This window comes from Agrobacterium sp. SORGH_AS 787, assembly GCF_030819035.1.
Taxonomy (GTDB): domain Bacteria; phylum Pseudomonadota; class Alphaproteobacteria; order Rhizobiales; family Rhizobiaceae; genus Agrobacterium; species Agrobacterium larrymoorei_B.
Genome location: NZ_JAUTBG010000002.1, coordinates 649,294 through 674,403 on the forward strand (window position 1 = coordinate 649,294; position 25,110 = coordinate 674,403).

The 25,110-nt window shown below is 59.7% G+C and carries 20 protein-coding genes; 15 read left to right on the forward strand and 5 right to left on the reverse strand.

Features of this window, described 5'->3' with window-relative positions; translation table 11 throughout:
• The first annotated feature begins 170 nt into the window (after positions 1–170).
• The 4 genes from QE435_RS12580 (at position 171) to QE435_RS12595 (ending at position 6,490) form a co-directional block, all read left to right on the forward strand.
• The gene (locus QE435_RS12580; protein WP_309771857.1) at positions 171–2,888 is read left to right on the forward strand and encodes an ABC transporter ATP-binding protein; all 2,718 of its coding nucleotides are present in this window, start codon (positions 171–173) and stop codon (positions 2,886–2,888) included.
• Between the two features lie 43 nt (positions 2,889–2,931).
• Positions 2,932–3,387, forward strand: coding sequence for a cyclic nucleotide-binding domain-containing protein (locus QE435_RS12585; protein ID WP_112954666.1), 456 nt, complete (start codon positions 2,932–2,934; stop codon positions 3,385–3,387).
• 170 nt (positions 3,388–3,557) lie between these two features.
• Positions 3,558–4,418 (forward strand): MBL fold metallo-hydrolase, encoded by an 861-nt coding sequence (locus tag QE435_RS12590; protein WP_309771858.1) that lies wholly within the window; start codon positions 3,558–3,560, stop codon positions 4,416–4,418.
• 362 nt (positions 4,419–4,780) lie between these two features.
• Positions 4,781–6,490, forward strand: coding sequence for an adenylate/guanylate cyclase domain-containing protein (locus QE435_RS12595; RefSeq protein WP_309771859.1), 1,710 nt, complete (start codon positions 4,781–4,783; stop codon positions 6,488–6,490).
• A 5-nt stretch (positions 6,491–6,495) separates the two neighbouring features.
• On the opposite strand, the gene QE435_RS12600 is transcribed toward QE435_RS12595, so the two are convergent.
• Both QE435_RS12600 and QE435_RS12605 read right to left on the reverse strand, forming a co-directional pair.
• Positions 6,496–6,978, reverse strand: coding sequence for a class I SAM-dependent methyltransferase (locus QE435_RS12600; protein ID WP_349041583.1), 483 nt, complete (start codon positions 6,976–6,978; stop codon positions 6,496–6,498).
• A 16-nt stretch (positions 6,979–6,994) separates the two neighbouring features.
• On the reverse strand, positions 6,995–8,335 hold the full coding sequence (locus QE435_RS12605) for a nucleotide sugar dehydrogenase (RefSeq protein WP_306934486.1): 1,341 nt from the start codon (positions 8,333–8,335) through the stop codon (positions 6,995–6,997).
• Positions 8,336–8,463: 128 nt separating this feature from the next.
• Between QE435_RS12605 and QE435_RS12610 the strand changes: the two genes are divergently transcribed.
• The 3 genes from QE435_RS12610 to QE435_RS12620 all read left to right on the forward strand — a co-directional run bounded on the left by QE435_RS12610 (position 8,464) and on the right by QE435_RS12620 (position 10,714).
• Positions 8,464–9,558 carry a glycosyltransferase family 4 protein gene (locus tag QE435_RS12610; RefSeq protein WP_349041584.1) on the forward strand — a complete coding sequence of 365 codons (1,095 nt, stop codon included), beginning with the start codon at positions 8,464–8,466 and terminating at the stop codon, positions 9,556–9,558.
• The gene (locus QE435_RS12615) at positions 9,555–10,295 is read left to right on the forward strand and encodes a polysaccharide deacetylase family protein (RefSeq protein ID WP_349041585.1); all 741 of its coding nucleotides are present in this window, start codon (positions 9,555–9,557) and stop codon (positions 10,293–10,295) included. The genes QE435_RS12610 and QE435_RS12615 overlap by 4 nt, the downstream gene beginning before the upstream one ends.
• Before the next feature lie 206 nt (positions 10,296–10,501).
• Entirely contained in the window at positions 10,502–10,714 is a 213-nt protein-coding gene (locus tag QE435_RS12620; RefSeq protein ID WP_349041586.1) for a hypothetical protein, read from the forward strand.
• Here QE435_RS12620 and QE435_RS12625 read toward each other — a convergent pair.
• Positions 10,706–11,668 (reverse strand): glycosyltransferase, encoded by a 963-nt coding sequence (locus QE435_RS12625; protein WP_349041587.1) that lies wholly within the window; start codon positions 11,666–11,668, stop codon positions 10,706–10,708. The two genes, QE435_RS12620 and QE435_RS12625, sit on opposite strands and share 9 nt — an antisense overlap.
• Positions 11,669–11,865: 197 nt before the next feature.
• Between QE435_RS12625 and QE435_RS12630 the strand changes: the two genes are divergently transcribed.
• The 7 genes from QE435_RS12630 to QE435_RS12660 all read left to right on the forward strand — a co-directional run bounded on the left by QE435_RS12630 (position 11,866) and on the right by QE435_RS12660 (position 21,652).
• A complete protein-coding gene (locus QE435_RS12630; RefSeq protein WP_349041588.1) occupies positions 11,866–13,758 on the forward strand; it encodes an ABC transporter ATP-binding protein in 1,893 nt (630 codons plus the stop codon).
• The gene (locus QE435_RS12635) at positions 13,755–15,659 is read left to right on the forward strand and encodes an ABC transporter substrate-binding protein (protein ID WP_349041589.1); all 1,905 of its coding nucleotides are present in this window, start codon (positions 13,755–13,757) and stop codon (positions 15,657–15,659) included. Before QE435_RS12630 ends, QE435_RS12635 begins: the two co-directional genes overlap by 4 nt.
• A 1-nt stretch (position 15,660) precedes the next feature.
• The gene (locus QE435_RS12640; RefSeq protein ID WP_309771867.1) at positions 15,661–16,659 is read left to right on the forward strand and encodes an ABC transporter permease; all 999 of its coding nucleotides are present in this window, start codon (positions 15,661–15,663) and stop codon (positions 16,657–16,659) included.
• Positions 16,656–17,831, forward strand: coding sequence for an ABC transporter permease (locus QE435_RS12645; RefSeq protein ID WP_306934918.1), 1,176 nt, complete (start codon positions 16,656–16,658; stop codon positions 17,829–17,831). The genes QE435_RS12640 and QE435_RS12645 overlap by 4 nt, the downstream gene beginning before the upstream one ends.
• A 69-nt stretch (positions 17,832–17,900) precedes the next feature.
• On the forward strand, positions 17,901–19,106 hold the full coding sequence (locus QE435_RS12650; protein WP_349041590.1) for a glycosyltransferase family protein: 1,206 nt from the start codon (positions 17,901–17,903) through the stop codon (positions 19,104–19,106).
• Positions 19,107–19,226: 120 nt separating this feature from the next.
• Positions 19,227–20,474, forward strand: coding sequence for a glycosyltransferase (locus tag QE435_RS12655; protein WP_349041591.1), 1,248 nt, complete (start codon positions 19,227–19,229; stop codon positions 20,472–20,474).
• Positions 20,471–21,652 (forward strand): glycosyltransferase, encoded by a 1,182-nt coding sequence (locus tag QE435_RS12660; protein ID WP_349041592.1) that lies wholly within the window; start codon positions 20,471–20,473, stop codon positions 21,650–21,652. Before QE435_RS12655 ends, QE435_RS12660 begins: the two co-directional genes overlap by 4 nt.
• A gap of 10 nt (positions 21,653–21,662) precedes the next feature.
• Here QE435_RS12660 and QE435_RS12665 read toward each other — a convergent pair whose 3' ends face one another.
• Together QE435_RS12665 and QE435_RS12670 are read right to left on the reverse strand one after the other, a co-directional pair.
• A complete protein-coding gene (locus QE435_RS12665; RefSeq protein WP_349041593.1) occupies positions 21,663–22,895 on the reverse strand; it encodes an FAD-dependent oxidoreductase in 1,233 nt (410 codons plus the stop codon).
• A gap of 17 nt (positions 22,896–22,912) precedes the next feature.
• Entirely contained in the window at positions 22,913–23,611 is a 699-nt protein-coding gene (locus tag QE435_RS12670; protein ID WP_349041594.1) for a phosphatase PAP2 family protein, read from the reverse strand.
• A gap of 230 nt (positions 23,612–23,841) precedes the next feature.
• Here QE435_RS12670 and dxr point away from each other — a divergent pair, with 230 nt between their 5' ends.
• Positions 23,842–25,041, forward strand: a complete 1,200-nt coding sequence (dxr, locus tag QE435_RS12675; RefSeq protein WP_349041595.1) for a 1-deoxy-D-xylulose-5-phosphate reductoisomerase — start codon at positions 23,842–23,844, stop codon at positions 25,039–25,041.
• Positions 25,042–25,110: the final 69 nt, after the last annotated feature.

Below are 25,110 nucleotides of genomic sequence, written 5' to 3' on the forward strand. Positions count from 1 at the left end.
AAGTTTCGATTCCCTGCGCAATATTGTAGGGAAGCGGCTTGTTTCACCAATAGGTGAACCACCATATCCCATACCCGTTTCAGCGCCCCCTTCCCCCTCCGGAGCCGCTTTGACGCGCGCATCAACATCCATTACCTTCCACTTTATCCGGCACGGCATAGAAGTCCTCGATGGAAAAAAGTCTGACGCGTTACATCTGGACGCACACCAAGAAGCAGCAGCTTTTCATTCTGCTGATCGTTGCCTTGTCGATGATCCCGTACTTTCTGGCCTTCGATCTGCCCAAGCAGATCGTCAACGGCCCGATCCAGGGCGATGGATTTGAAGGTGCCAATGCCACCCAGCTGTTCATGCATCTGACGCTGGATATACCCTATTACGGCACGATCACACTTTTCCCGGGCATCGAGCTGAACCGCATGGCGACGCTGATGGGGCTCAGCCTCACCTTCCTGGCGCTCGTCATCATCAACGGTCTCTTCAAATACTACATCAACACCTATAAGGGCCGCCTTGGCGAGCGGCTGCTTCGCCGTATCCGCTTCCAGCTGATCGACCGGGTGCTGCGCTTTCCGCCCACGCATTTCAAGCGCGTCAAGGGCGCGGAAATCTCCAGCATGATCAAGGACGAGGTGGAGCCGCTCGGCGGCTTCACCGGTGATGCCTTCGTGCAACCGGCGCTGCTTGGTGGCCAGGCGCTTTCGGCGCTGTTCTTCATTCTGGTGCAGAATTTCTGGCTCGGCATGATCGCCGCCTTCATGGCCGCCATTCAGGTCGGCATCATCCCGAAAATGCGCCGCCGCCTGATCGAACTTGGACGCCAAAGACAGCTGACCGCGCGCGAGCTTGCCGGTCGCATCGGCGAAATGGTCGACGGCATCGGCACCATCCACGCCTATGATACCTCGAACTATGAAAGAGCCGATGCCGGCCAGCGCCTCGGCCAGATCTTCAAGATCCGCTACGACCTTTATCAATGGAAGTTCCTGGTCAAGTTCATCAACAACTTCCTGGCGCAGCTGACGCCCTTCTTCTTCTATGCGGTCGGCGGTTATCTGACCTTGCGCGGCAGTCTCGACGTCGGTCAGTTGGTCGCCGTCATCAACGCCTATAAGGAACTGCCCGGCCCGCTGAAGGAGCTGATCGACTGGGATCAGGCGCGTCAGGACGTGCAGGTGAAGTACGAACAGGTCTTCGAACAGTTCGATTCTCCAAGCATGATCGACCCGAAGATCCAGGAACTGGCGCCGGCGGCAGCGGCCGCAATCACCGGCCCGATCGTCATTTCGGCGCTTTCGCTCGATGACGATAGCGGCACGCGGCTGCTCGATCAGGCAACGCTCACCATCAATCCCGGCGAGACCATCGCGGTCGTCGGCAGCGCCGGTGGCGAGGCGCTGGCGGATGCCTTGGGACGCACGCTGTGGCCGACATCGGGCAAGATTTCCATCGGCGACACCGATTTCCATGAACTGCCCGAATCCGTCACCGGGCGGCGCATTTCCTATGTCTCGGCCGATACCTACTTCTTCCATGCGAGCCTGAAGGACAACCTTCTCTACGGGCTGAAGCATGCGCCGCTCAAACCCAAGCAATATGAGGGAAGCGAGCTCGAGCACCGCAAATGGGAAATTCGCGAGGCCAAGCTCGCTGAGAATCCGGACATGGATCTGAACGGTGATTGGATCGATTACCAGTCCAGCCCCGCAGGCCGCGAGGATCCGGAATACTTCCTCAAGTCTATGCTTGCGGTTTTGGATACGGTGCAGCTTTCGCAAGACGTTCTTGAATTTGCGCTCCGCTCCTCGATCGACCCGATGAGCGACCTGCATCTGGCAGCCCGCATTGTCGAATTGCGCCGGGCGCTGCGCAGCGAATTGGAGCGCGAGAACCTCTCCGGTCTCATCGTTCCCTTTGAGCCCGACAGCTACAACACCGAAGCGACAGTCGGGGAAAACATCCTGTTCGGCACGATGCGCGACGCCCAGACGGGCAGCAACAAGATCATCGAAAGCAAATACTTCCTGTCCTTGATGCGCGGAACGGGCCTTTCCCATACGCTCTTCGACATGGGCTATACGATTGCCGAAAACATCGTCGAAATCTTCAGCGATCTGCCGCCGGATCATCCGCTTTACCAGCAGCTGACCTTCATGACGGCGGACGACATTCCAAACTATCAGCAGATTTTGCAGCGCCTCCAGGGCAAGCATTACGACGATGCAAGCGAGGCCGACCGCCGCGCGATGATCCGCCTCAGCTTCTTCTATGTCGAACCAAGACAGCGTTTCGGCCTGTTGACGCCCGAAGTGATGAACCGGATCGTCGAAGTGCGCCACATGTTCCACGAGAACCTGCCGGAGGATCTTCGGGACGTGATCGAGCCTTACGATCCGGATCAATATGCCACGTCGACAAGCCTGCTCGACAACATCCTGTTCGGCAAGGTGAGCCATCGTTACACCGACGCCTCGCGCCGCATCACCCGGATCGTCGCCGACGCCATGCGCAAGCAGGGTGTCTATGAGCGCGTTCTCGCCGTGGGGCTGGAATTCAACCTCGGTGCCGGCGGCAAGCGGCTTGGCCCGCTGCAGCGCCAGAAGCTCAATCTCGCGCGCGCCTTGATGCGACGCTCGGATTACTACGTGCTCAACCGTCCGCTACCGGGTCTCGACCATCGCATGCAGCAGGAAATCGTTGACAAAGTCATCGCCTTCCTGAGGCGAGATGGCGCAAATCCAGCAATTCTATGGGTCTTGTCGAACCCGTCGCTTTCGAAGATGTTCGATAGGGTTATCGTCGTTAACCACGGTACAATTGTCGCAGACGGATCATACGAGACTCTTATGCAAGAAAACGGTACATTCAAGGAAATGATCGCGGCCTGACATGGCGCAGGCACCCGACAGGAACACGAACCAGGACAAGGCAATGCTTTTCAAAGATGAAATTCAGATGCTGAAGCGCGTTCCCTTCTTTAGCGAGATGGAGCCTTCGAAACTCAAGCTACTTGCTTTTGCTTCGGACCGCGTTTCCTATCTTGCAGGAGACGAGCTATTCCGGCAGGGCGATCTTGGCGATAGTGCCTATGTACTTCTGACCGGCAAGGTCGATGTCCTGATCGACTCCCCGTCGGGCCAGATCAAGCTGACAGAAATGAGCGGCAACGCCATCGTCGGCGAAATCGCCATTCTCTGCGACAGCGTGCGAACCGCAACCGTCAAAGCCTCGACGCCGGTGGAGGCACTGCGCATCGGCAAGGAACAGTTCTTCAAGCTGATGTCGGACTTTCCCGAGATCACCATCAAGGTCATGCGCGTTCTCGCTGAGCGTTTGACCCAGACGACGACGGAACTGAGCAAGGCGCGCGCGCATTCAAGTGTTTGATAATATAATCTTCCATCCTGCGGCGCTTTCAGGAAAAAATAAAAGTGGTGCTGCAGTCGTAAAACTGAGATGCTGCATGAATTAAGCACGCGCCATGTGTTGGCGAAGAGAGAACGGGACCCTACGGAGGAAGCGTTGAGACGGGTCGCCGTGGCAGGTTGGGGTGTATGATGGCGTTGAATTCCGACGGTGACCGTCGGTGCAATAGACAGGAATTCCGGGTCAAGATCTGGGGAGCGCGAGGGACGCTTCCTGTATCGGGAGAAAAATTCCACAAATATGGCGGCAACACGATCTGCATCGAGGTTCGATGCGGCGATCATATTCTGCTCTTTGACGCAGGCTCGGGTCTTCATCCCGCCGGTCTGGCGCTGAGGGCCGAAGGTGCGGGCAACGTGGACATGTTCTTCTCCCATTGCCACTACGACCACATTGTCGGCTTTCCCTATTTCAAGCCCTTCTTCAAGCGCGAGAACGACGTGCGCATCTGGTCCGGCCATCTGGCAGGCCAGAAAACCACCCGCGACATGCTGCGCGAGTTCATGAGCCCGCCCTGGTTCCCGGCACCGCTCGATATTTGCTGCGCCCATATCGATACCCGCGATTTTGCTGCCGAAGACACACTGTCGGTGCATCCGGATCTGTCGATCCGCACTGGCATGCTGACCCATCCGGGCAACGCCATCGGCTACCGGATCGACTGGCAGGGCAAGAGCCTCGCCATCATCACCGATACCGAGCATGAGCCGGGCAAGCTGGACAAGGCGGTGCTGAAGCTCATCGACGATGTCGATTTGTTTCTCTATGACGCGAGCTTCACCGATGCGGAAATGGAGCTTTACAGAGGGTACGGCCATTCCTCCTGGCAGCAGGGGATCAAGCTTGCCAAGCATGCCAACGCAAAATCGGTGGGTTTCATTCACCACGCGCCCTTCCGGACGGATGACGAACTCGACCAGATCGATGAGGATGCGAAAAAGGAATTTGCCGGTGCCTTCGCAGCCTATGACGGACAGACCATCGAGCTTTAGGTTGTTGTTTTGTCGCATGCCGCTATCGCAAAACCGCTGCACCCTTTTGCCTGGACCAGGCTTCAGACCGGCGTCCGCCTCGAATAAGACCAAAAAACATTATTTTCGTGAGGCCGTGGATTCGTCTCGAGAATGAGACCACAGCCGGTGTAGCCGCAGGTGTTGACCACCCTCGTGTCTTTGCCGACCAGCAGCGGATGCCCCACACGACGATTATTTGAATATCTTTTCTACAGCATCGGCCCGAAAATTCGGAACCGATTTTCGGAAAGCACGATGCGCAGGTTCAAACAAGATAGAGCGTCCTTTGTGCGTCCAGAAATGACGCACGGCACTCTGGTGAAAGAAATTTGAGGTCAGGATTGGCGCAGCTTGTGACGGACACATCTTTGCGGCGGGCGCGATTGCTCTCCGGTCTTGTTATGCTGGCCTTCGTCGCCTGTCACCTTTTCAATCACGCGCTGACGCTGATTTCCATCGAGACCGCCGAATATGCAAGAATATGGTTCAGCATCATCTGGCTGAACCCGGTCAGCAGCACCATCCTTTACGGATCCGTGCTGGTCCATATCCTTCTCGTGTTGCGCTCCATCTATCTTCTGCGATCGCTGCAGATGCCATGGCGCGAAGCGATGCAGATCTTGCTGGGCTTGGCTATTCCCTTCCTCATCATCGACCATGCTGCGGGCATCCGTTTCTCACGCATGCTTTACGGTATCGATGAGGGCTACGACATCATCATTCGCAGATTCTGGATCACCGCGCCCTATCTGGGCTTACGCCAGAGCATCGCCCTTGTGCTGATCTGGGCGCATGGCTGTTTTGGGGTCTATTTCTGGCTGCGTTATCGAAGCTGGTACCGGCAAGTGGCGCCCTACCTGCTGATGTTCGCAGTTCTCCTGCCGATCATGGCGTTGCTCGGTTTCAGCGATGCCGGGCGGCAGATGGAACTGGATATCCCGGCCGATCATCCCCATTCGGAAGCGGGGATGGGCTCGCCCTCGGATCCGCCGCCGCCGCCCCAGCGGCGCTGGTCGCCCGAGCGCCAGGCGACGATCCAACACATCACCTTTGGTTTTCGCCTCGCCTTTGGCGCCGCCGTGATCCTGACTTTCGCCGCCCGCGCGATCAGAGGCTGGCGACAGAGATCGAATGGCTTCGAAGTTCTCTATGAAGATGGCCATGCGATCAGGGCGCCGGCGGGCTTCAGCATTCTGGAAGCGAGCCGGCTTGAAGGCATTTCCCATTTCTCCGCTTGCGGCGGCAAGGGCCGCTGTTCCACCTGTCGGGTGAAGATACTGGAGACGGACGCGCTTCTGCCGGAGCCGAGTGACCTGGAACGCTCCACCTTGCAGCGTATTCACGCGGATTCCGATGTCAGGCTCGGCTGCCAACTGCGCCCCACCGGTCGGGTCAAGGTGGCATTGCTTCTTTCCACCCGGCAGCAGGACGATAGTCCGGCCAGCGACGAGCCCATCCGACCCGGTCGCGAGGAAGAGATTGCGGTTCTGTTTTGCGACCTGAGAAACTTCACGGCACTCTCCGAAACCCGCCTCCCCTATGACATGGTGTTTCTGCTGAACCGCTATTTCACCATTGTCGGGCAGTCGGTGGAACAGGCAGGTGGTCGCATCGATAAATTTATCGGCGATGGCGCGATGGCGCTGTTCGGCCTGGACGGCAACCAGGAAACCGCGTCTGCCGATGCGCTGAAGGCCGCCTGTCTGATCCTGCGCAATGTCGAGAAGCTGAATAAGGAACTGGAACAGCAGTTCGCCGTGCGCCTGCGCATCGCCATCGGCATTCACGCAGGCCCGTCGATTGTCGGCATCATGGGTTACGGCGCGGCAAAAACGCTGACGGCCATTGGCGATACGGTCAACGTCGCGAGCCGCCTGGAGACGGCCGCAAAGGAATTCGACACCTCCATCGTTGTCTCCGAACCGGTCATGGTGCAGTCCGGGCACAAGCGCGACGCGCTGCCAAGCCGCACCATTCCCATTCGCGGGCGCAGCTCGGAAATGAAGGTCTTCCTGATATCCGAAGAAGAAAGCCGAAAGCTGCTTTCGTAAAAGCGTTAGACCTTGCGGTAGAGGAAATACCGATCCGTCGGCACTGTGTCAGGCACCGGCAGCGGATCGAGGCTTGCTTCCTTCAGCGGCAGGCCGCTGATGGCAATGCCGCCCTTGGCGAGCATGCCCGAAACGATCTGCGGCAGCCATGTCAGCGTCACCGCATCCTTCTCGTCATAGCCGGTGCCGATATCGGCATGGACGAGGGCCGCACCGATCCCGACCCAGTCCTTCGCCGTCTGGGCGATTTCACCGAGAACCAGATTGCCCTCCTCCGGTACGGAGGAGGCATGCGCTCCCATGGCGCGGTCGAAGGCGACGATACGACGATCCGGGAACAGCTCGCGCAAATGGTTGAAGGTGCGCCCATTGCCAAGGCCGATTTCCATGATCGGGCCTTCGGCAGGCAGATCGAGATCGCCCTGCACATGGTTCAAGATATCGCGCTGGGCGCTGAGGCGGCGGATGAAGCTGTCCAGTCTGCTCATGTCAAAAGATTTCCGATCAGGCCTTGAGGATGTGACTTGCGCTGATGCCGCGACGGGCAAAGGCGTTGCGCGTGTCGATAATCAGCGGCGACCAGTCGGCCAGTTGCTGGTAATCGATATTGTCATGGTCGGTCGCGACCAGCACCGCATCGAAACCGGCAATGCTGTCCTTGGTCCAGACGGCGGATTTCATGCCCATCAACTCGCTATATTCGCGCGTCTTTGGGATTTCCGCCACGTAAGGGTCATGGAAGGCGACATCGCCGCCGCGCTCAAGGATCAGCTCGATCAGCTTCAGAGACGGGCTTTCGCGAATGTCCGGCACGTTCTTCTTATAGGCGAGCCCCAGCACCAGCACCTTGGAACGGCTGAGCGCCTTGCCCTGATGGACGTCCAGCGCTTCCGCCAACCGCCCGACGACATGGCGCGGCATGGCGGTGTTGATCTGGCCGGCAAGCTCGATGAAGCGCGTCGGGAGTTCGTATTCCTTGGACTTCCAGGTCAGGTAGAAGGGGTCGATCGGAATGCAGTGGCCGCCAAGGCCGGGGCCGGGATAGAAGGGCATGTAGCCGAAAGGCTTGGTCTTTGCCGCATCCACCACCTCCCAGATATCGATGCCCATGGCCTCATAGACGACCTTCAACTCATTGACGAGCGCGATGTTGACGGCACGGAAGACGTTTTCGGTAATCTTCACCGCTTCAGCCGTTGCGGTGGTGGAAACAGGAATGACAGTCTTGACCACGGCGCCGTAGAAGGCCGTCATCAGTTCCGCCGCATCCGGCCCGTCGCCAGCGACCACCTTCGGAATGGTGGAGGTGTGGAAGTCGCGGTTGCCGGGGTCTTCGCGCTCCGGCGAAAATCCCAGGAAGAAATCTTCGGTCGATTTCAGCCCGGTCTTTTCCAGGATGGTCTTGACGATGCCATCGGTCGTGCCGGGATAGGTGGTCGATTCCAGCACCACGAGCTGGCCGGGGCGAAGCGTTTCGGCAATCTCTCGACAGGTGTTCTCCACATAGGAAAGGTCGGGATCGCGATATTTGGTGAGCGGGGTCGGAACGCAAATGGCGATCACATCACACTCGCCGAGCTTGGAAAAATCGCTCGTCGCTTGGAAAGTGCCGTCGGCGCAGGTCCCGGCCAAAATATCATCCGGCACCGCCTCGATATAGCTCTTGCGCGCTTCGACGGCCTTGATCTTGCCCGGATCGATATCGAAACCGGTGACCTTGAAGCCGGAGGTGGCGATCGTCATGGCAAGCGGCAAGCCCACATAACCAAGGCCGATGACACCTGCCCGCGCCTCTTTCGAGTGAATGAGGTCGAGAAGTCGCTGTGCATTTGGAGAAGAAGTCAAAGCGTTTTGCGTCCTGCGCGCGAGGAAAACATGCCTTTCAGTTGGGCGAGAAGACCCATGGTGTCAAGGCTGCGCCTTGCTAATTTCCGGTTGACGAGGACGCGACCGAAAACGCATGACTGGCAGCCATGAAGATCGCGTTCTACTGCCCGATGAAGTCTCCGAACCACCCGGTGCCCTCCGGCGACAGGCTGATGGCACGGCTGTTGATGCAGGCCATGCGGCTTGCCGGTCACGAGGTCGAGGTGGTCTCGGAACTGCGATCCTTCCTGCGTCAGCCGGATGGCGAGGAGGCCGATATGCTGGCGCGGGACGCGGAGCAGGAACGGCAGCGCATATCGATACTCTGGGAAAGCAATGGAGCGCCGGACCTCTGGTTCTGCTATCATCCCTATTATAAGGCGCTCGATTGTCTGGGACCGGAGCTTAGCCGGTCATTCGCAATCCCCTATGTGACCGCAGAGGCCTCCTATTCCCCCAAGCGCAATGCCACCGGTTGGGCCGAGGTTCAGGCGAAGCTGCTGGAGGATCTGAGCCTTGCCGCGGTCAACATCTGTTTCACCCACCGCGACCGCGACGGCCTCCTCAAGGCCAATCCAGCCATGCGCACGCAGATGCTGCCGCCCTTCCTCGACACGTCTCTGTTCAACGCGCAGACCCCGGCCCCGCAGGCCGGGCGAATGGCGACCGTGGCGATGATGCGCGCTGGTGACAAGCTCAGCAGCTACGAGGCCTTGGCGGCGGCGTTGACACGCCTCCCTAATCTCGACTGGAGGCTGGATATCATCGGCGACGGACCGGAGCGCGAGGGAGTGCAGCAACTCTTCCAAGACGTCGAACAGCATCGCCTTGTCTGGCACGGGGAGAAGACCCCGCAGCAGATCGCCGAGATTCTCTTCCGCGCCTCGCTCTATCTCTGGCCCGGCCACGGCGAAGCCTATGGGCTTGCCTATCTGGAGGCGCAAGCCGCTGGCCTGCCGGTGATCGCCGAGCACATCGCAGGCGTGCCGGAAGTGGTGATCGATGGAAAAACCGGAATTCTGACCGAGCCGGGGGACACGCAAAGCTATGCGGATGCGATACCGGACCTGCTGACCGATCGGGAAAAGAGACAGGCCATGGCAGACAATGCCAGAGCATTCGTCATCGAGGAGCGCTCGCTGCACAAGGCAGCATCGACGCTCGACCGGATTCTGCAAGATGCCAGAGGGAGCGCACCATGACGGAAAAGAAACTTCTCGACACGCTCGACAGTTTCGCCAGCCGCAGCGTTGCCGCAGAGTTCTGGCTGCGCGACGACGACGCGACAGAGCCGACGCCAGCGCTCGATCATCTGCTGGCACTCTCCGACCGCTACGCCGTGCCGATGACTCTCGCCGTCATTCCCGAGCCCACCGGTGAGACCTTAGCGAAGAAGCTCGAAAGCGCGGAAAAAATCGATGTCGCAGTGCATGGTTGGGCGCATCGAAACCATGCCGGGCCGGAAGAAAAGAAGCGCGAGCTGGGGCTCCATCGCCGCAAGGACGTCGTGCTTGGCGAATTGCAGGCAGGCTTTGAAAAGCTGAAGAACCTCCATCCGAACCGCTTCGTACCGATGCTCGTGCCACCATGGAACCGGATCGATGCGGAAATCGTCGAAGGCCTACCTGCGCTCGGCTATCGGGCGCTGTCGGTCTATGGGCCGGAAAAGACCGCGCCTCTTCCTCTCTTGAACACCCATGTCGATATCATCGACTGGCGGGGAACGAGAGGCGGCAAGGATCACGATCTGCTCTTTGCCGAGACCGCAGAGCGCATGGTGGTGGCCGAGCAAGGGGTAAGAACCACCGGCATCCTCACCCATCACCTCGACCATGACGAGAGCGCATGGGCTTTTCTCGATCGGCTGTTTTCCCTCACCGCCAGTCATCCGGGGTGCCGCTGGCGCCGTACCGGATCGCTGATTGAAGAGGCGGTTTGAAGGCGTGATCCGGCGCGACAATATGTCGAATATCAAGTCTTTCCACTCAGGCCTAAGCACACGGGCGAGAAGCCACTAAAGCGCCGTGCGCCCTATGGGCGCACAAAGGACGCTTTACTTTTTGAGTCTACGCCTCGTGCTTTCCGAAAATCGAATCCGATTTTCGGGCCGATGCTGTAGGGCTCTGTTTGGAAAGTGTGACGAAAATGGAATGGTTCGAGTATTTTCCGATCGTGATGTTACCGCTGAAGCTGCTCGTCGTCGGCATCGGCATGTATTATTCGATCAAATGGCACCACGATCAGGACAAGCTGAAACGCGCGGAAGACGAGAAGCGCAAAGAGCAGATGGCAGCCGCCGCGAAGGCAGCTGCCAACCGTGAGACCGCAACGACAGAGATGCCCCGGCCTTTACCATGATTTCCAGGCGATCAGCAGCCCATCGCCCTTTTCCTGGGCTTCGGCCCGCGCCTGTTCCACCGCACTGAACCCCGCCCGGTCTGCCAGGATCGCAGAGACGAAATCGGCACCCGCCAGCGTCACCGATCCCGCGCGCGCCACCACGGTAAAGATCAGCGGGCCCGTGCCCCACCATGCGGGTGCGCGCGGCAGACGCTCGGCAATCTCCGGCAGAGCCTGCAAAATGCGCTCGAACACGGGATGGCCGGGCGGCGTGGCGACGAAGGAATTGGCGAGCAGCACGCTTCCCTGTCCCGTCAGCCGGGGCGTCTCCTCGGCAAAGGCGGTGAGGCCCACCATGGGAAGGATATCGCCGAAGCTCATATCCTCGCGCGCCGGATAGAAATCGCAATCGAGATAGATGCCGCCCACGCGCGACAGGATGAAGTAGCGCGCCACATCCACGGCACCGGGATAATCCCCATCCTCCAACATCCGCCGGAAGATCGGATCGGCATCGATGCCCTCCGCCTCAAGGTCGGCCTCCCGCCACAGACGATAGGCATAGCCGTTGGCCTCGGCATGTTTGCGCCAGGCAGCGGTTGAGGGCGGCACATCTTTCGTACCGATCCAGATCTGGTGGAGCAGCTTCGGCACCGCTTCGCGGTTCTTCTGCGCAATCGCTCGTCTTTCATCCGCAGAAAAGCGGCCATAGGGCGCAAACGTCTCCGGTGGCGGCACGAGGAGATATTGATAGCCGGCTTTGGCGATGGCATCGCCCTTTGCCTTGGCAAGCCGCAGATAGGCCGAATGCAGGCGACGCGGCAGGCCGAGCGCGGTTGTCTCACCCATCAAATGCTGGTTGCCCGCCAGGGAGAGGACGGCAAGGCGATCCTCTGCCGCAGCGAAATCTTTTTCTGCCAGCAACCGGCGGATGTCTGCAAGCGTTGCATCGAAAGTGGCTTTGTCTGGCATGGTCGCTCCGCAGCTTTAATAACCCCGACATATCTTCGGAATAGAGGTTTTCCTGCAAGCCCAAGATGAGGCAGAAAGCCGGAAATTTTCATGGTTTCAAGAGCATGGACAGAGCCTGGAGTGTACGATAACGTGAATATCAACGGCCGCGTGATAATGCCACAGGCAACCAACAAGACGGCAGGGGATCCTTTGGCATGAGTGCAGGCGCAGATTTGCTTCGCATTGAAAATCTGCAGGTCTCTTTTTCCATTATGGGCGGAAAGATCGAAGCGGTCCGGGGCGCAAGCCTCCGCATCCTGCCAGGAAAGGTCACCGCACTCGTCGGCGAATCCGGCTCCGGCAAATCGGTTATCGGCCAGACCATTATGGGGATCCAGCCACGCACTGCTCAGGTCAGCGGTCGCGTTCTTTTCTCCGATCCGCTGAAAGCAGACCAACGCCCCATCGACCTCCTGCGATTGGAGCAGGACGGCAAGCCCATGCGCGCCATTCGCGGTAACCGTATCGGCCTGATCTTTCAGGAACCGATGACCTCGTTTTCGCCGCTCCACACTGTCGGCAACCAGATCGACGAGGCGCTGCGCATCCATTCGGTGCTGACACCGAAGGAGCGGCAGGAAAAGATGGAAGAGACGCTCGATCTCGTCGGCTTTTCCAATCCGGCCAAGATCTGTCAGATGTACCCCTTCGAGCTGTCCGGCGGCATGCGCCAGCGCGCCATGATCGCCATGGCGCTGATCTGTCGTCCGGCGCTCTTGATCGCCGACGAGCCGACGACGGCACTCGACGTGACGATCCAGGCGCAGATCCTCAAGCTTTTGCGCGACCTCCAGAGCCGTCTCAACATGAGCATGCTGCTCATCACCCACGATCTCGGCGTCGTCGCCAATATCGCCGATGAGGTTGCCGTCATCTACCAGGGCGAGATCATGGAAGCGGGCACGGTGGACGACATCTTCCGCGCGCCCTCGCACCCCTATCTCAAGGGTCTGATGGCAGCCGTGCCGCATTTCGACATGAAGCCCGGCGAACGGCTGAAGGCACTGCGTGACGTGACCATCGACAAGGAAAGCCTGATCGGCAAGAAGACGGCGAATGTCGACAAGGCGCCGGGCGTGCTCCTCAGCGTCAAAAATATTTCCAAGACCTATACGACCCGCAAATCGAGCTGGTTTACCTCTGGCAATGCTACTACCACCAAGGCGGTTGATGGCGTGAGCTTCGATATCATGCGCGGTGAATGCCTCGGACTTGTGGGCGAAAGCGGCAGCGGCAAGACGACCGTCAGCAAGATTTTGATGCGCGCCGTCAGGCCGGAGGAAGGCGAGATCGCTTTCCACAGCAAGAGCGGCGATATCGACGTAATGAACGCCGTAGACGGCGATCTGCGTGAGCTTCGCACCCGCATCCAGATGGTGTTCCAGGACCCCGTGTCTTCGCTTTCCCCGCGCATGACGGTCGGCAACATTCTCAGCGAACCACTGGAAATCCACGGGCGCGGTGACTCCAAATACCGGCAGGAGCGCGTCAAGAACCTGCTGCGCGCCATTGGCTTGGGCGACAATGCGCTGAACCGCTATCCGCACAGCTTCTCCGGCGGCCAGCGCCAGCGTATCGGCATTGCGCGTGCGCTGATGCTCGGCCCGGAACTGCTGATCTGCGACGAGCCGGTATCGGCGCTTGACGTGTCGGTGCAGGCGCAGATCCTCAATCTCTTGAAGGATTTGCAGAAGGATTTGGGGCTGACCTACCTCTTCATCTCGCACAATCTCGCCGTCGTCGATTACATGGCAGACCGCGTGGCGGTGATGTGCGAGGGTAAGATCGTCGAGCTCGCGCCTCGTGAAACGCTGATGCGCAATCCCGTCCACCCCTATACGAAATCGCTGCTCGCTGCCGTTCCCTTCCCCGATCTGGACCGGCCGCTGGATTTCAAGACCATCGGCAAGATCAGCGCCACCGGCAAGTTCGACTGGGGCAAGCAGTTCCGCGATGAGGACAACGGACAGATGATTACAGCCGATCTTGGCGGCGGCCACCTCGTGCTTGCCAATGCCAACGCGGATGTTGGGGAGCTACGGTCTTGATCACGCGCCGCACCACCCTTGCCCTGCTCGCCTCCGTCTTCGCGCCCTGGAAGGCGTCCGCTGCGACCTATATCGATGCCGATTTCTTCAAGGAAAAGCGCGACAAGGGCGAACTGCCGCCACTCGATCAGCGCCTGCCGAAGAATCCTCGCGTGATCAATCTGAAGGCCATGGGCCGCGAGCCCGGCCAGCATGGCGGCAATATCCGTATGCTGATCGGCGGCCAGCGCGACATTCGCCTGATGCCGATCGACTCCTATGCGCGGCTCGTCGGTTACGACGAGAAGCTGAACTTCATTCCCGACATCCTCGAATCCTACACCGTGGATGAGGAGCGCATCTTCACGCTGAAACTGCGCGAGGGCCACAAGTGGTCGGATGGCAGCGATTTCACCGCCGAGGATTTCCGCTATTTCTGGGAAGACGTGGCGCTCAACCTTGAAATCCACAAGGGCGGCCCGCCCATCGAACTGCTTGTCTACGGCAAGCCGCCTCTGGTCGAGGCCGTCGACCCGCTGACGGTGCGTTATACCTGGGAAGGGCCGAACCCGGATTTCCTGGCGAAGCTGGCAGGCGCGTCGCCCGCCCGCGTCTTCTTGCCTGCTGCCTATATGAAGCAGTTCCACGTCAAATATCAGACGCCGGAAAAGCTCGCCAAGCTGATGAAGAAGAACAAGGTGGACGACTGGAGCAGCCTGCACATCAAGATGTCGCGGCAGCTGCGCCCGGAAAACCCCGATCTGCCGACGCTCGATGCCTGGCGCGTCATTACCGCGCCGCCCGCCGAACAGTTCATTTTCGAGCGCAATCCCTACTACCATCGCGTCGATGAGAATGGCCGCCAGCTCCCCTATGTCGATCGCTATCTGCTGAACGTCACATCGTCGGAAATCATCGCCGCCAAGACGGCGTCGGGTGACAGCGACCTGCAGTTCATGAACCTCGATTTCAACGACTACACCTTCCTGAAGGATGCCGAGGCCCGCTACCCGCTGAAGGTGAATCTCTGGAAGCGCAGCCAGGGATCGCGCGTCTGCCTGCTGCCGAACCTCAACTGTGCTGACGATACCTGGCGCACCCTGTTCCGTGACGTGCGCGTACGCCGTGCCATCTCGGTGGCGATCAACCGGCATGAGATCAACATGGTCTGCTTCTATGGCCTAGCCAAGGAAAGCGCCGATACCGTGCTGCCGGAAAGCCCGCTCTTCCGGCCGGAATTCGCCACCGCCTGGGCGCAATACGATCCCGAACTTGCCAACAGGCTATTGGACGAGGTGGGCCTGACGGAGCGCAACGATCGGGGCATTCGCCTTCTGCCAGACGGACGTCCGGCACATGTGATCGTCGAAACCGCGGGTGAAAGCACGCTGGAAACCGACGTGCTGGAGCTGATCACCGATCACTGGCGTAAGATCGGCATCTCGCTGTCCAGCCGCCCGACGCAACGCGACGTGTTCCGCAAGCGCGCCATGGGCGGCGAGGTCATGATGTCGGTCTGGTTCGGCATGGATAATGCCATTCCAAACGCCGACATGCTGCCTTCGGGTCTCGCACCCACCGGCGACGATCAGCTGCAATGGCCGGTCTGGGGCATCCATTATCTCTCCGGCGGGCGCGAAGGCAAACCGCCGGATCTGCCGGAGGCCATCCAGCTGCTCGATCTCTTCAAAAAATGGCGCCGCAGCGTCACCTTTGAAGAGCGCAAGGAGATCTGGCTGGAAATGCTGTCGATCTATACGCAACAGGTCTTCTCCATCGGCACGGTGAACGGCGCGCTTCAGCCCATCGTTCACAGAGCCCGGCTGAAGAACGTGCCGGAAAAGGCGCTTTTCGGCTTCGAGCCGACCGCCTATCTCGGCATCTATATGCCAGACACCTTCTGGTACGACGGGAGCGCCTGACATGCTCAGATATATTATCGGGCGCATCCTCGTCATGATCCCGACGCTGATCCTGATATCGATGCTGGTCTTCACCATCATCGAACTGCCACCGGGCGATTACTTCGAAAGCTATGTGGCGGAAATGCGCGCCATGGGCGAGACGGCCAACATGGCCGAAATCGAGGAGCTGCGCAGCCGCTATGGCTTCGACCAGCCCGCCCCCATTCGCTACTTCAGATGGGCGACGGGCATGCTGGTCGGCGATTTCGGCTATTCCTTCGAATACCAGCTTCCCGTCAGCGAAGTGGTGGGCGAGCGCCTTTGGCTGACGGTTCTGGTCTCCTTCGTCACCATCATCGTCACCTGGATCGTCGCCTTCCCGATCGGGATCTATTCCGCCACGCATAAATATAGCTGGGGCGATTACGGCCTGACCTTCCTCGGCCTGCTCGGCATCGCCATTCCCAACTTCATGCTGGCGCTGATCCTGATGTATTTTGCCAATATCTGGTTCGGCACCTCCATCGGCCATCTGATGGACCGCGAATATCTGAACCAGCCGATGAGCTGGGACAAGCTCAAGTCGATCCTCGAGCATCTGTGGATCCCGGTTCTGATCATCAGCACCGCCGGAACGGCGGGCATGATCCGGCGTCTTCGCGCCAACCTGCTGGATGAATTGCAAAAGCAATATGTGGTGACGGCGCGTGCCAAGGGGCTTCATCCCTTCAAGGTGCTGACCAAATATCCGCTGCGCATGGCGCTGAACTTCTTTATTTCCGATATCGGCTCCATCCTGCCAGCCATCATTTCCGGTGCGGAAATCACCGCCGTCGTCCTGTCGCTCGAAACCACCGGTCCGATGCTGATCCGCGCGCTGCAGAGCCAGGACATGTATCTGGCTGGCTCCTTCCTGATGTTCCTGGCCTTCCTCACCGTCATCGGCGTGCTGATCTCCGATATTGCGCTCGCCATTCTCGATCCTCGCATTCGATTGGGAGGTGGGAGCGTCAAATGACTTCATCCATTCCAAAGCCCGGCGAGCCGCTGCCGCATTACGTTTCCGCTGCCCCTTTCGATCCCTATCTGGTCGAGCCCGCCACCAGCGCGCTCGCCATGGTTGGTCGCGCCTCGCAATGGAAGCTGATGTGGTGGCAGTTCCGGCAGCACAAGCTGGCGCTCTATTCCGGCTTCTTCCTGCTGTTTCTCTATCTGTCTATTTTCATCTGCGAGTTCCTGGCGCCCTATAATCTCCACACGCGCGACGTGGAAAACATCTATGCTCCGCCGCAGAGCATTCACCTTTTCCATGACGGTCAATTCGTCGGCCCCTTCGTCTATGGCCGCACCATGAGCCTCGACATGGACAATCTGCGCCGCGTCTATACCGACGTGCCGACGGATGTGCAGAAGATCCGCTTCTTCTGCCGTGGCGATAGCTACCGCTTCTGGGGACTGTTCGATTCCAACGTCCATCTGGTCTGCCCGGCCAAGGACGGTCAGATGTTCCTGCTGGGCACCGACCGCCTTGGCCGCGACGTTCTCTCGCGCATCATCTATGGCGCACGCATTTCGCTGACCATCGGCCTTTTCGGCGTGGCGATGAGCTTCGTTCTCGGCATCGTGATCGGCGGGCTCGCCGGCTATCGCGGCGGCGTCTTCGATCTGATCGTCCAGCGCATCATCGAAGTGCTGCAATCGATCCCCAGCATCCCGCTATGGCTGGCGCTTGCCGCCATCATGCCGGTGACCTGGAGTCCGATCCTCGTCTATCTCGGCATCACCGTGATTCTGGGGCTGCTCGACTGGACGGGATTGGCGCGCGCCGTGCGCTCCAAGCTGCTCGCGCTGCGTGAAGAGGATTATGTGCTCTCTGCCCAGCTAATGGGTGCCAGCACCAGCCGCATCATCGGCCGGCATCTGATCCCGGGCTTCATGTCGCATCTGATCGCGTCCGCTACGCTCACCATTCCCGGGATGATTCTGGGCGAAACGGCGCTCAGCTTCTTAGGCCTTGGCCTTCGTCCTCCGATCACAAGTTGGGGCATTCTGCTCACGGAAGCGCGAAGTGTCAGCGTGATTGCCTTGTATCCATGGCTTTTAATCCCGATTCTTCCAGTCGTTCTGGTCGTGCTCGCCTTTAATTTCCTTGGCGATGGACTACGTGATGCAGCAGACCCTTTCAAATAATGCAGCCGTCTCGATGAGAGGGCCGCATGGAGTCACACGGCGCATAAGCGGTAAAATGAGGTTCTGCTCGTGACAATTCGTTTAAACGATGCACGCATTCTGATGTACAGCCACGACTCCTTCGGGCTTGGACATCTGCGTCGATGCCGCACCATTGCCCATGCGCTGGTGGAGGACTATCGCGGCCTGAATGTTCTGATCATCTCGGGCGCCACAATCGCTGGCGCCTTCGATTACCGGGCGCGCGTCGACTTCGTGAAGATCCCGAGCGTTATCAAGCTCAGAAACGGCGAATACACCTCGCTCGACCAGCACATCGATCTTCAGGAAACATTGAAGATGCGCCGCTCGATCATCTACCACACCGCCGAAAGCTTCCAGCCGGACATCTTCATCGTCGACAAGGAGCCGATGGGGCTGCGTGGCGAAGTGGAGGAAACCCTCACCTATCTCAAATCGCGCGGCACCAAGCTGGTCATCGGCCTGCGCGACGTGATGGATGCACCGCAACTGCTCGAAGCCGAGTGGAAGCGCAATGACGTGCTGAACAAGATCGAGCGTTTCTACGACCATGTCTGGGTCTACGGCCCTCCTGATTTCCATGACCCGCTGGAAGGCCTCGACGTGCCGCCCGGGGTCCGCGAGAAGACCGAATTCGTCGGCTTCCTGCAACGCTCCAAGACGCGCGGCGACAATCCCAGCCGGCATGAAGGCGACTATATTCTGGTGACGACGGGCGGCGGCGGCGATGGCTCCGAGCTGATCGACGATGTGATCCGTGCCTACAAGTTCGATCGAACCCTGACCCAGAAAGCACTGGTGGTGCTGGGGCCTTACATGCCCACCGAACAGCGGCAGAAGTTTGCGGCAAATGTTGCCGATATTCCCCAGATGGAAATCATCGACTTCGACAACCGCATGGAGGATCTGGTCGCGGGTGCCCAAGCCGTGGTCTCCATGGGCGGCTATAATACCGTCTGCGAAATCCTCTCCTTTGACAAGCCTGCGCTTGTCGTGCCGCGCATCGTTCCGCGTGAAGAACAACTGATCCGCGCCAGCCGTGCCTCCGAACTCGGCCTGTTCGACATGCTGTCCCCCGAAGAGGCGGAAAACCCCGAACTGATGGCAAAGGCGCTGAAAGCTCTGTTAAAGCGCCCGCCACCCTCCGCCAATGGCCGCAACCTGAAGCTCGATGGGCTTGAAAACATCTCCCGCCGCGTTGCCGAATGGCTGCAACCGGACGATACCCCGAACGTCATCTCCGCCACTGCTTAAGGGTTGCCAACAGCATTCCGGCCTCCATACCGTGGCTTTGGATGCGGACATGCGTAAAAGCGGTGGAGACCGACATCCCGGTTTACCGGAACCGCTGCAAGTGAAAGAAGGCACGAAGACGTGACCCCAAGAAAGAAAATCGTGGTGCTGCTGAAAGGCTATCCGCGCCTGTCCGAAACATTCATCGCACAGGAACTGTTAGGCCTTGAGAGGGCAGGCCTCACGCTCGAGCTCATGTCCATGCGCCGCCCGACCGACAAGAAGCGCCACCCGGTGCATGATGAAATCCGCGCACCCGTCACCTATCTGCCGGAATATCTGCATGAGGAACCGCTGCGCGTCCTAAAAGCGCTGTGGGCTTGCCGGAAGAAGCCCGGCTTCGGCAAGGCGCTACGCCAGTTCTTTCACGATCTCAGCCACGACTTTTCCCGCAACCGCTTCCGCCGTTTCGGCCAGGCCGCAGTCCTGTCTCACGAATGGCCGCAGGATGCGGGCTGGCTGCATGTCCACTTCATCCACACGCCTGCCTCGGTGGCCGCCTATACGCATCTGATCACTGACATTCCGTGGACGATCTCGGCCCATGCCAAGGATATCTGGACGTCGACGGACGCCGATCTCTCCCACAAGCTCGGCAGCGCCCGCTGGGCCGTGACCTGCACCGCAAGCGGCTATCGCCATTTGCAGGACCTGTCGCCGAAACCAGCCACGGTGCATTTGAGCTATCACGGCCTTGACCTCACCCGCTTTCCGCCCATGGAAGGCGCGCGACCAGCGCGTGACGGCTCGGACCCCGCCGATCCCGTACAGATCCTGAGTGTGGGTCGTGCGGTGAAAAAGAAAGGCATCGACATTCTGCTGAAGGCGCTCGCCGCCCTTCCCGCAACCCTACACTGGCGCTTCACCCATATTGGCGGCGGTGACGAATTGGCGACGCTGAAGGCGCTCGCCGCGCAATTGGGTATCGCCGACAGGATCACCTGGACGGGTGCGATGGATCAGAAGCAGGTGCTGGAGCACTATCGCAAAGCCGATCTCTTCGCGCTCGCCTGCCGCATCACCGCCGATGGCGACCGAGACGGTTTGCCGAATGTTCTGGTGGAAGCCGCAAGCCAGGCGCTGACATGTGTTTCCACCAATATTTCCGGCATCCCCGAATTCTTCATCGACGGTGAAAACGGCCTCCTGACCGAGCCGGAAAATGAGGCTGCCTTTTCGAAGGCCCTGGAGCGCGCCATCTCCGATCCGACACTGAGAGTGAAGCTGGGCCAAGCCGCGGAATACCGCGTGCGCACTGCCTTCGATCACCGCACCAGCATCACCGACCTGAAACATCTCTTCGAACAGGAATGGGAGAAGACCTCGTGACCACCTCCGCCGCTACCGACGCCATCCAAGCACCGCGCGTGTTCTTCTACGTCCAGCATCTGCTCGGCATCGGCCATATCGCCCGCGCCAGCCGCGTCGCGCATGCTCTGGTCGCGAATGGCTTCGACGTGACGATGGTGACAGGCGGAACGCCGGTTCCGGGCTTTCCGGGCGAAGGCATCCGCCATGTCGAACTGCCGCCGGTTGCCGTGGCCGATGGCAATTTCTCCGGCCTCGTCGATGCCAGTGGCGCGCCGGTGGACGATGCCTTCAAGGACAACCGCACCAGCATGCTGCTCGGCGCCTATCACGGCGCGATGCCCGACATCGTCATCATCGAAGCCTTCCCCTTTGGCCGCAGACAGGTGCGTTTCGAACTGCTGCCACTGCTTGCGGCCATCGAGAAAAGCGTCAAGCGCCCGCTGGTGATGACGTCGCTGCGCGATATCCTGCAGGAACGTGCCAAGCCCGGCCGCGACGAAGAAACCATCGATCTCGTCAAGAAGCACTTCGACACCGTGCTGGTCCACGGCGATCCGAACTTCGTGCGCTTGGAAGAGACTTTTCCGCTTGCCGAACAGATCAGCCAGCGCATCGTCTATACCGGCCTTGTTGCCCCGGCAAAACCGAAGCCACCAGAAGAGCGCTTCGACGTGGTTGTCTCCGCAGGTGGCGGCGCCGTGGGCGGCGCGCTTCTGAAAGCAGCGCTTGCCGCCGCACCAGACATCCCCGAACTGAAAACCTGGTGCCTGATCACCGGCCCCAACATGCCGCAGGCGGATTTCGATGCGATCTCGGCTCAAGCCGGCGAAACTATCTCCGTCTTCCGCTTCCGCAAGGATTTCGCCAGCCTCCTCTCCGGCGCAAAGCTCTCCATCTCGCAGGCCGGCTACAACACCGTCTGCGATATCCTGCAAGCCAAGTGCCGCTCGCTTCTCATCCCCTTTGCCGCCGGCGGCGAAACCGAACAGGGCGCCCGCGCCTCGCGGCTGGCAAAGCTCGGCCTCGCCCAGGTTCTGGAAGAAAACACCATCTCGCCACAGACCATGGCAGAGGCGATCCGCGCAGCTTTGGCGCTACCGGAGCCCGGTGAGATCACGCTCGATCTGGATGGCGCCAACGGCACGGCACGTGTTCTGCGCAGGCTCTATGCCGAGCATCAGTTGGACGAGGAGTAGGGTTTGGGCCTCAATAAGTAATCTTCTCGCGCCTAAACCCGAGCCCGATCAAACGGCCAGCAAGATGGGCGAGGAGTGGAAAGCGCAGGATGACGCGCACGAAGGCGGGTGGGCCCTTGGCTTTGGGAGCCGCCTCGTGATCCTTGCGGTTCTTGCTGCGCATCATCAATTGCAGCTTCTGCGTTGCCTTGGTGGGGAATGTGCGTCGCTGTTCGATCGCAGCCAGATCGTCATCGGAAATGGATCCCCTATCACGCAGGGCGGGCACCAGAATATTGGCGGCAGCGACCGCATCCTGAATGGCGAGATTGACGCCGACGCCGCCAATCGGCGACATGGCATGAGCGGCGTCACCGATGCAGATCAGGCCGGGTTTCCACCATTGCGTCAGGCGATCGATGCGCACCGTCAGAAGATAGACATCGTCAAAGCTTTTGATCTCCTGTAGTCGGTCAGCCGGCAGCGGGCAGACCTCGGCCACGCGCCCGCGGAAAGCCTCGACGCCTTTCTCCTTGATCTCAGAAAAGACGCCACGGCGCACCACATAGCCACACTGCCAATAATCGCCGCGATCGATCAGCACGAAACCCTGCTGAGGACCGGCATGACCCATGGTCTCATTGGGATCGCCCGGCTGTTTCGAGAGCCGCATCCACAGAACTTCCGTCGGCACGCCGAAGCGCTCGACATCCAGCCCGGCCTTGTCCCGCACTGTGGAATTGCGGCCATCGGCACCGACCACAAGATCGGCCTTCACGGTGAGTTCGCCAGACGGCGTGGAGAGCACAACGCCGCTGACCTTCCCGTTGGTCTCGACGAGGTCGCTGACTGCTGCATTGTGCAACAGGCGGAAACTCTCGAACTGGCCTGCCTTGCCCGCCAGAAAATTGAGGAAATCCCATTGCGGCATGAAGGCGATGAACTTGTGTCTGACCGGCAACCAGGAGAAGTCTGCAATGGTGCGCTTCTCGCCACCCACCTCCGCATGCAGCTTTTCCGCCCTTGTGTGCGGCAGCGCCAGAAACTCCTGGGCAAAACCCAGTTGCTCGATCAGCGCAATCGTCGAAGGATGGATCGTATCGCCGCGGAAATCCCGCAGGAAATCGCCATGCTTCTCGATGACCGTCACATCGATCCCCGCCCGCGCCAGTAACAGGCCAAGCATCATGCCCGCAGGCCCACCGCCGACGATGGCAACCGTGGTCTCTATTGCCTGGGCGTCGTGGTGGTCTTGGCTGGGCATGGCAAGGTCCTATGTCATCATGCCTGATCGGCAGGCGGGAGCGGCGTGTTCTTCGGATAGGGCCAGCCCTTGACGAAACGGAACAACCATTCCTTGCGGGCGAAGATAAAGGCGAAGAGCATGGCCGTCCAGATGCCGAGCAGAAGGCCAGCCGCGACATCGCTTGGATAATGCGCCCCGACGATCACTCGCGAGATGCCGATGATGAGCGCCAGCGCCATGAAGACATAGCGAAAACGCGGGATCAGCATGGCAAAGGCACCAAAGAAGGCACCCGCTGCCGTGGAGTGGCCCGAGGGAAAACTCTCATAGAGATTGTCACCAGTAAACGGTGTCAGGCTATAGGCGCCAATATCGGCATAGAGTTCCGGCCGTCCCCGACCGATCATGAATTTCAGAATGTGAACGAAGATGCTGGCGCTGCCGATCGTCAGGAAGAAATAGGCAAAGAGCCGCCATGCGGTGCGCAGCCTCCCCGAATAGGGACTGCTCAGGAGAAAACGCCCGGCAATATAGGCGATGATCGCAAACAGCCCGGTGCTGTAGAGCATCCAGCGAAAGGTGCCGAAATTGGTGATTGCCTTGTTGAAGCCGACGATCGCGCCGGGAAGCGCCTGCGCGCGCTCGGAGATGCGCGGATCGAAGGGAATGAAGACAACCACCAGCAGAAGGGTGATAACGAAAATCCAGCCGCTGGAGATCAAAAATCGCTTCATGAAAATCCTCTATTTATCAATGCCGTATCAGATCGCTCTGCCACGCGTCGTACCGAGTCACGCAACCTGCATGCTCGCGCCATTATTGGCAAGCGACGCACGCAGATGTCATCGATGGCGAAAAAGACGGAATGGAGGCGGAAGAGCGGCTGTGAGGCTTTGACCTTGTTCTGCCCCGGTTTCGCTTGTAGAGCCTTGGTTTGAGAGTTTCCACGAAAGCCGGATTTCACATGACACGCCGCAATGGCAGCAACCCGCCTGAAAAACTGACCGTCCTTGGCGCCACCGGCTCGATTGGAACGAACACGCTGGATGTCATTCGCCAGCTCGGTGGGCGCGATCGCTTCGAGATTCTGGGGCTGACCGGTGCAGGCAATGTGGCGTTGCTCGCCGAACAGGCGCGCGAGTTCGGCGTGAAGCTTGCCGTCACCGCCGATGACGAGAAATATGCCGAATTGAAGGACGCACTTGCCGGAAGCGGCATCGCCGTTGCGTCCGGCAAAAGCGGCTTGCAGGAAGCCGCAAGCCTGGACGCCGATTGGGTGATGGCGGCGATTGCCGGCACGCCTGGGCTTGAGCCAACGCTGACGGCGGCTCGCCGCGGCGCCAACATCGCGCTCGCCAACAAGGAGTGTCTGGTCACCGGCGGCGATGTCTTCATCTCCACCATGCGCGAGGGCGGGGGCACGCTGATACCGGTCGATAGCGAACACAGCGCCATCTTCCAATGCCTGGAACCCCATAACCGAGACAAGGTGGAGCGCATCGTCCTGACCGCATCCGGCGGACCCTTCCGCACCTGGAACCGCGAGCAGATGGATGGCGTCACCGCCGAAGTTGCGCGCGCCCACCCCAACTGGTCCATGGGGCTAAAGGTCTCCATCGGTAGCGCCTCGATGTTCAACAAGGCGCTGGAAATGATCGAGGCGAAATATCTCTTCGATCTTCAGCCGTCGCAGATCGAAGTGATCGTCCACCCGCAATCCATCATCCATTCCATGGTGGCCTATACGGATGGCTCGGTCATCGCCCAGCTCGGCTGCCCGGATATGCGCACGGCGATCGCTTACGCCTTGACCTATCCCGGCCGCGGCAAGCTCGACGTCGAGCGACTGGATTTCGCCAAGCTGGCACGGCTCGATTTCGAAGCTCCAGACGAGGAGCGCTTTCCATCGATCAGGCTTGCCCGTCTGGCGCTGGAACGCGGCGGCGTCCAAGGTGCAGTGTTGAACGCAGCGGAAGAAACCGCCTTTCACGCCTTTGTCGATGGCAGGATCGGCTTCCTGCACATGGCCGATGCGGTCGAATCCGTCATGGAGCGGATGAACGATGACAGGCCAGCCGACACGATCGAGGCCATTCTGGCCGCCGATACGCAAGCCCGCGCCTATGCCGAAGATGTGATCCGGCAGAAGCAGAAGGCCGCGTAGGAACTCTCCTCTCATTTTACGGTGAGACGGCAATCCGGTGCGCGCCATCGGGACGCTTTGCTGTGCTTA